The organism is Micromonospora sp. S4605 (assembly GCF_003176715.1).
GTDB lineage: Bacteria > Actinomycetota > Actinomycetes > Mycobacteriales > Micromonosporaceae > Micromonospora > Micromonospora echinaurantiaca.
This window is the reverse complement of record NZ_QGSW01000443.1, coordinates 1-7,104: the sequence shown is the minus strand read 5'-3', so window position 1 is coordinate 7,104 and position 7,104 is coordinate 1. Positions and strand designations below refer to the sequence as shown.

The 7,104-nt window shown below is 75.4% G+C and carries 8 protein-coding genes and 1 pseudogene; 3 read left to right on the top strand and 6 right to left on the bottom strand.

The genetic code is table 11. From position 1 onward, the window contains the following. Window positions 1-441, top strand: a pseudogene (locus tag DLJ47_RS33725) (hypothetical protein); the annotation flags it as partial. Between the two features lie 55 nt (window positions 442-496). Here the strand turns inward: DLJ47_RS33725 and DLJ47_RS33720 are convergent. From DLJ47_RS33720 to DLJ47_RS33700, 5 genes are all read right to left on the bottom strand, one after another. Beyond that, window positions 497-988 (bottom strand): ATPase, encoded by a 492-nt coding sequence (locus DLJ47_RS33720; RefSeq protein WP_109906216.1) that lies wholly within the window; start codon window positions 986-988, stop codon window positions 497-499. 182 nt (window positions 989-1,170) lie between these two features. After that, window positions 1,171-1,617: a response regulator gene (locus DLJ47_RS33715; protein WP_088993647.1), complete on the bottom strand. Its 447-nt coding sequence runs from the start codon at window positions 1,615-1,617 to the stop codon at window positions 1,171-1,173. Window positions 1,618-1,688: 71 nt separating this feature from the next. Continuing rightward, window positions 1,689-2,033: an STAS domain-containing protein gene (locus tag DLJ47_RS33710; protein WP_109906214.1), complete on the bottom strand. Its 345-nt coding sequence runs from the start codon at window positions 2,031-2,033 to the stop codon at window positions 1,689-1,691. Window positions 2,034-2,141: 108 nt separating this feature from the next. Beyond that, complete coding sequence (locus DLJ47_RS33705; protein ID WP_109906212.1) at window positions 2,142-3,191, bottom strand: cobalamin B12-binding domain-containing protein; 1,050 nt, start codon at window positions 3,189-3,191, stop codon at window positions 2,142-2,144. Beyond that, entirely contained in the window at window positions 3,188-4,912 is a 1,725-nt protein-coding gene (locus tag DLJ47_RS33700; protein ID WP_109906210.1) for a PP2C family protein-serine/threonine phosphatase, read from the bottom strand. Before DLJ47_RS33700 ends, DLJ47_RS33705 begins: the two co-directional genes overlap by 4 nt. Window positions 4,913-5,084: 172 nt before the next feature. Between DLJ47_RS33700 and DLJ47_RS33695 the strand changes: the two genes are divergently transcribed. Beyond that, window positions 5,085-5,423, top strand: a complete 339-nt coding sequence (locus DLJ47_RS33695) for an STAS domain-containing protein (RefSeq protein WP_109906208.1) — start codon at window positions 5,085-5,087, stop codon at window positions 5,421-5,423. Between the two features lie 132 nt (window positions 5,424-5,555). On the opposite strand, the gene DLJ47_RS33690 is transcribed toward DLJ47_RS33695, so the two are convergent. Next, entirely contained in the window at window positions 5,556-5,870 is a 315-nt protein-coding gene (locus DLJ47_RS33690) for a hypothetical protein (protein WP_088993642.1), read from the bottom strand. A gap of 213 nt (window positions 5,871-6,083) precedes the next feature. Here DLJ47_RS33690 and DLJ47_RS33685 point away from each other — a divergent pair, with 213 nt between their 5' ends. Then, on the top strand, window positions 6,084-7,064 hold the full coding sequence (locus tag DLJ47_RS33685) for a DUF2267 domain-containing protein (protein ID WP_109906206.1): 981 nt from the start codon (window positions 6,084-6,086) through the stop codon (window positions 7,062-7,064). The last annotated feature ends 40 nt before the right edge of the window (window positions 7,065-7,104 follow it).

Below are 7,104 nucleotides of genomic sequence, written 5' to 3'. Positions count from 1 at the left end.
CGCCGCCCCCGTCCGGTCGCCGGACTGACCCAGGCGCAGATGGACAACGCCAAGATCATCGTGGATGTCGGCGTGGACATGAAGATCCCCCGCCGCGGGCTGGTGGTCGCGATCGCCACCGCGATGCAGGAGAGCAACCTCTACAACTACGCCAGCGGCGTGCTGCCCGAGTCGCAGAACTACCCGCACCAGGCCATCGGCTGGGACCACGACTCCGTCGGCCTGTTCCAGCAGCGCCCCAGCAGCGGCTGGGGCACCGTGAAGGACCTGATGCGGCCGGCCTACGCGGCCCGGGCGTTCTACGAGGCGCTGCGCGAGATCCCCGGCTGGCAGGAGATGAGCGTCACCGCGGCCGCCCAGGCCGTGCAGATCTCCGCGTTCCCCGACGCGTACGCCCAGCACGAGGGGCGGGCCACGACAGTGGTGGCGGCGCTCGTCTGAGTCGCACCGGCACGCCGGCACGCCGCGTCCGGTGGTTGGCCCGGCCGCTCCCGGGTCACCGCCGGCCGTGGGCCGGCACGCCGGAGCTGGTGACCGCCGCGGCCGCGGTCGGCGTGTCCTCCGGGACCGGCTCGGTCCGCAGGCCACCGAGGATCTCGTCGACCCGGGCCTCCCGGCGTCGGCGGTCCAGCAACGCCGCCTCGAACTCCCGCCGGGCGCGCAGCGCGTCGTCGTACGCCTGCTCGCGCAGTTGCCGGGCCTCCTCGCGGGCGGCGTCCAGCTCGAAGCGCGCCCGGGCGAGCAGCTCGGCCGCCTCCCGCTCCAGCTCGGCGGCTCCGCCCCGGCCGGTGCCCGGGCCGCCGGCCTCCAGCCGTCGCAGCAGCCCGCAGAGTCCGGTCGCCTCCTGCCGGATCAGGTCCCACTCCCGGCCGGTGCCTCCGGCGCTCTCCGCCCGCGCCGCCAACCGGGTCAACCGGATCCCCAGCTCGTCCAGGCAGGAATCCACCTGCCGCTGGTCGTAGCCGATGTCCACGACGGAGAACCTCATCCTGTCGCCCCCCAGGCAGCTGGTATTTCTTCCCCACCTGATCCTCGGCGCTGGCGGCGACGCCCGAGCGGGTTCGGGAAAAATGTTCAGCATCCGAGCGGCGGCCGCTGCCGGTGTTGCCGGCCGGGCCGGCGGCGCGGACCATACGTCCGCCCGGGCGGCGAACTGGACAGGCGAGCGCCTCAGGGGCGCTTGGGCAGCACCACGACCCGGCCGAAGAACTCGTCGATCCGGCGCACCACGTCGTTGAAGTCGTCCAGGTCGATCGGCTTGGTGACGTACGCGTTGGCCTGCAGGGTGTAGCTGCTGACGATGTCGGTGTCCGCGTTCGAGGTGGTCAGCACGACGATCGGGATGGTCCGCAGATCCGCGTCCCGCTTGACCTCGCCCAGCACCTGCCGCCCGTCCATCCGCGGCATGTTGAGGTCGAGCAGGATGACGTCGGGCCGCCGGGCGTCGGTGTGCCGCCCCTCGCGGCGCAGGAACTCCATCGCCTCCTGGCCGTCGCCCACCACGTCGATGACCTTGTCGACGTCGGAGTCCGCGAGCGCCTCCTCGATCATGAGGACGTCGCCCGGGTCGTCGTCCACCACCAGGATGCGAACCGGACTCGGGGTGTCTGAAGGCATCACTACCTGCCTCTGGCGTCGGCGGGGACGGGACCTGACGGTCACCGCGGCTGGCGGGGAAATCTAGCCCATCACGACGCGGTCTGGGACGCCGGGTCGGTCATGTCGGAATCGTCACCGAGGATGTCGCCGAGGCCGGTCAACTGGAGCAACCGGGCGACCCGACCGGTGGCCCCGGTGAGCCGCAGCCAACCACCGGCCGCGGCGGCCCGGTTGTCGCCCCGGACGAACGCGGCGATGCCGGTCGAGTCGCAGAAGGTCAACCCGCTCAGGTCGACCAGCAGCCGGTGCGTCCCGGCCTCGGCGAGCCGGTCAAGCACGGCGACCAACTCCCCCGCGGTGCTCAGGTCGAGTTCTCCGGCGAGCCACAGCCGGGCCTCGCCGTCCTCCTCGGTGTGCCTGACGGTGAACGTCACCGGGATCTCCCTCGCTCCACCGCAGGCAGGCGCTTGCAGTAGGGCAAGTATAGGGTGGTCGCCGACGCCCGTCGTGATCCGCGTCGGTCGGCGCCAACCGGGTCGCGGTCAGGCGGCGCCCGCCCCGCCCGCCGGGGTCACCGACGCCCGGGCCGCGGTGAGGAAGCGCGCCGCGCGGGGGTGATCCCGCAACACCCCGGCGTAGTGCCCGAGGGTCGTCGGCAGCGCCGCGGCCGGCACGCCCCGGCTGGTGAGGATGTCGGCCATCCAGACGACGAAGTCGGTGAACAGGGTGGCGTCGTCCAGGTAGAGCGCGGCGGCCAGGAAGTCCAGGATGTACCCGAGGTCGCTGACCGTCGAGTCCAGTTGGGCAGGGGTGTAGGCGCGGCTGGCCGGCATCCGCTCCCGCAGGTCGGCCAGGGCGCCGTCGATCAGCTCGCCGCGCCGGCGGACCAGGCCGGCGTACTCGTCGTCGGCCAGGTGGGACAGCTGCGCCGGGGGCGTACGACGCAACGACCGCTCGTCGGCGACCAGGTCGGCGGCCGAGGGCGCGTCCGGCGCCCACGCCACACCGAGCCGGCGGGCCCACCGCCCATCGGCGCCGAACCCGCGCCCGCCCACCACGATCGGCACGTCCGAGCGGCGGCACGCCTCGATCATGCGGTGGGCGTGCGGCAGCCGCATCGGCAGCGCGCAGGCCAGGGCGACCGCGTGCGCGTCGTGCCGGTGCAGGTACGACACCAGGTGCGCGGCCGGCACGCTTGCCCCCAGGAAGGTGACCTGCCAGCCGCGCAGCCGCAGCACCTCGGCGACCAGCCGGGGCGGCAGGGCGTGCCATTCGCCGTCCATGCACGCCACCACCACCCGGCCCCGGGTCGGGCGAGGGTCGGCGTACGCGGCGATCGCGGCCACCACCCGCTCGCTGATGTGCGTGGCGGCGTGCTCCTGCGCCACGCTCCACTCGTTGCGCGCCCAGCGCTCCCCCACCTCGGCCTGCGCGGGGGCGACCAGGTCGAGCAGCACCCGCTCGGCCGGCACCCCCGCGTCGAGCAGGCCCCGGGCCACGTCGACCGCCGCGTACTCGTCGGCCTCCTGCAGGCAGTGCAGGTAGGCCGGGAAGGCGGCCGCCGGATCGGCCTCGGTGGTCGCGGCGGTCACGGGCGGATCTCCCTCGTCTCGGGTACGGCGTGCAGGTGCCGGGCCGGCCGCGCGCCCGGACCGGCGGCGCGCAGGACGAGCACGGCGATGTCGTCGTGGTCACCGTGGGCGAGCCAGTCACAGGTGATCTGCTCGACCCGCTCGGCGAGCGCCGGCGCGGGCATCCGGTGGCACCCGGTGAGCGCGGTGACCAGCCGGTCGGTGCCGAACTGCTCGTCGCCGCGCCGCCCGCCGCGGGCCTCGGTCACGCCGTCGCTGTAGAGCAGACAGGTCTCCCCGGGGGCCAGCCGGACGGTGACCTCGCCGATGCGCGGGTCGGGCACCACCCCGATCAGCATCCCGGACAGCGGCACCGGCTCGACCGTGCCCCCGCCGCGCAGCACCAGCGGCGGCAGGTGCCCGCCGCCGGCCATGGTCAGGGTCAGGCCGCCGTCGCGGTGCGGGCGCACCGCGCCGAGCACGATGGTGGCGAACCGGCCCTGGCCGTGCGCCTGGGTGGTCTCCAGCAGCGCGTCGTTGAGCAGCTTCAGCAGCCGGGCCGGCTGCGACTCCACCCGGTGCAGCGCCTGCAGACACTGGCGCAGCTGGCCAGTGAAGACCGCCGCCTCGACCCCCTTGCCGGAGACGTCGCCGAGGAAGAAGACCGAGCCGCCGTCGGCCAGCCGGTGCGAGCCGTAGAAGTCGCCACCGATGCGCAGCCCGGCCTGGGCCGGCCGGTAGGCGGTGCCCCACTGCACGCCGGCCGCCTCGGCCGGCTCCACCGGCAGCAGGCTGGCCTGCAGGGTGTCGGCGACCTCGGCCTGGTCGCGGTAGAGCAACGCGGTGGTCAGCGCCGCCCCGGCCCGGGCCGCGAAGGCGCGCACCAGCTCGACGTCGTCCGGCTCGTACCACCGGGTGGCCGGGCGGGCGACCAGCAGCACGCCGGCCGGCGCGTCCCGGCCGGGCAGCGGCACCACCCGGGCGGTGACGTCGGCGGCGGCCAGGCCCGGCAGCCAGCCGGCCTCGACGGCCTGCTCGACCAGCCAGTCGACGGCGTGCGGCTCGCCACCGTCCAGCCCCTCGGCGATCGCCGCCGGCAGGTCCACGGCGGCGAGCACGCCGCTGTCGACGGCGTGCCCCTCGTCGTCGGCCCGGGTCGCCCGCCACCAGCGGGCCCGGCCGGAGCGAGGCGCGAGCACCAGCACCGCCACCTCGGCGAGGGTGGGCACGGCGAGCCGGACCACCGCCGCGGCGGCCCGGTCGGGATGCAGCGGGTTGCCGAGCTTCCCGCCCACCACTGCGAGGAAGGCCGAGCGGGCCCGCTCGGCGAGCAGCGCGTCGGCGCGGGTCACGCTCTCGGTGACGTCCTCGACGTACCAGCAGCAGCGGCCACCGGAGAGCGGCACCAGCCGGGTCCGCAACCGGCGGCCGTGGTGGCTGAACTCGGCACCCGCGGTGAGCTCCGGCAGGCCCGCCGTGGCCAGCGGTTCGTCCGCGACCACCTCGGGCAGCAGGCGCTCGGCCACCGGGCTGAGGTGCCGGACGACGCCCCGGGCGTCACAGACGACCAGCCCTTCACGGAAGTGCTCGACGACCTCGGACCAGTCGACCGGGCTCGGCGCGCGGTCGCGCGAAAGGGCGGGCAGCGCGGGCCCGGCCGGGCGCCCCGGCGCCCGGGCGGAGCCCGGCGTGGAGATCCGACCGTCGCCCGGGTCCCAGTCCCTGACGTCGGTAGCAGTCACCAGCTGAGCCCCACTCTCCCCGTCGACACCGCGTTACGCCGCCCCCGGCTGGGCTGGTCGGATCCGCGCACCCCACCCTACGCCGACCCGCCGGTAACGCCACCCCACGCGACGCCGGGGGGCCCGCGGGCCCCCGGGTTGCCGCCTGGCCGGCGGCTGGGAACATGGGAGGATGGCCGCTCAGTTGTTGACCATCGAGGTGGACCGGCTCGACCCCGGCCGGGTCCGGCTGCGGCTGGCCGGCGAGCTCGACTTCGACACCGCCCCGGAGCTGATCGCCGCAGCGGCCGAGGTGCGCCGCGACGGTTGCCAGGACCTTGAGATCGACCTGACCGGCGTGGCGCTCTGCGACTCCTCCGGGCTCAGTGCCCTCGTGGTGGTGCACCGCAGCGACATCGTCCGGCTCACCGGGGTCGGCCCGCAGCTGGCCTCGCTGCTGGACCGCACCGGCCTCACCGAACTGCTCGGGGTGGAGCGCCCGGCCGAGCGCGGAATCCGCGCCGCCGGTTGAGGGCTCACCCACGCCGGTCGCCGTGATCGTCCCGGATCGCGATCGGCTCGACCACCCGTCGGGCCGACCCGACGCACGAGCGGGGGGATGGCCCCCGACCCTGGGACCAGGGGTCGGGGGCCGGAGGATGGCTCAGGGCGTGGCGACCGGCTGCAATCGTGGCCCGGTCGTGCCACGGCGGGGCGCCGCGGGTGGTTCCGCGTCGTCCGGTGGACCGGAGTCGGGCGTCTGGAAGAGGTAGCGGACGAACTCCCCACCCGCCTCGTTGTCGTCCGCTCCGGGCCACTGCCCGATGCAGTCCACCCCGACCACCTCGCGTCCGGTGCCGTCGGCCTCCTCCAGCAACGCCCAGAGGCTCACCGGGTAGCAGCGGGTGTCCTCGGGCGAGAGCCGCCAGCGGGCGTACCAGCCGGGACGGGCGGGCACGATCTCGACGATCCTCTTCATGACGACCTTCCCTTCCGCGTACCTCGGAAGTTTCCCGGTCCGCCCCGATCGTCGGCGGCGCCCGGGTGAGCATCCCTCACCCCGGCCGGATGAAGCTGCCAGCGCCGGTCCGGGCGGGCGCGGCCCGACCGGGGGCGTCCGTTTCGGTCCCGGTGACGGCGGGAAGGCGGCCCGACGGAAGCGAGGGAACACCAGCGAAAGCGAGGTGTCACCATGCGCAAGCAGATGGAGGGCGACAACCAACGCCGCCGGGCCCTGGCCCGGCAGGCCCGCGAGCGCGGGATGCGGGCCAGCGACACCGGCGCCAGCCTGAGCGCCACGAAGCAGCTCACCAAGCTGGACCGGGGCAAGCGGGCCGGCCCGCCGGCGGCCGGCAGCCGGCACAAGCCGGACACCACCCGGGGCGGCCCGGCGCCGCCGCCGGCGGGCATCCCGGAGAACCCCCGACCCCGCCCGGAACCGGGCACGGGTACGCCGGCGGAGGCCACCATCGGCTACAGCCGGCTGGTCGAGGACATCGCCCGCCGCACCGGCGCGGACTTCCGTACCGCGAAGGTCGGTGCGGAGGCGACCGTGCTGGTCCTGGCCCAGGTGTTGGACGAGGCGGAACGGCAGCGGCTGCTCACGGCGGTGCCGCCGAAGCTGCACGACGTCGTTCCGGTCGACGGCATCCGGCGGCCCCAGGACCTGTCCGGCTTCCTGGCCGAGGTGGGCCGGATCAGCGGCAACACCCCGGAGCAGGCGCGCTACCAGGCGGAGGCGACCCTGGCCGCGCTGGGCGACCAGGACGGCGAGCTGGTCGCGTCGCTGCACGTGCCGGAGAGCCTGCGGGACCTGCTGGCCCCGCCCGAGCCCGGCGGTGGCCTGGTGGGCGCCACCACCAGCACCCCCACGCTCGGCGACGCCGAGGTCCGCGCGGCGCTGGGCGACCTGCCCTACTGGTCGGGTGACACCAGCTCGCTGTCGCGTACCGTCGCCCTGCCCCCCGACAACCTGGACCGGGTGCTGGCCCGGCTGGACCAGCTCCGGGACGAGACCGGACGCGGGCCGCAGATCGGCCGGGTGGACCCGACCACCGCGGTGGTGACCGTCCGGTCCCGGCAGGCCCGTGCGGTGACCGCGCGGGACGTCGACCTGGCGCACGCCGTCGACGCCGCGATCGACGAGGTGGGCGCCGGGATGAACAGCGGCTGACCGCCCGCGGGGCCGCGGGCGGTGGCCGCGGCCCGGCCCC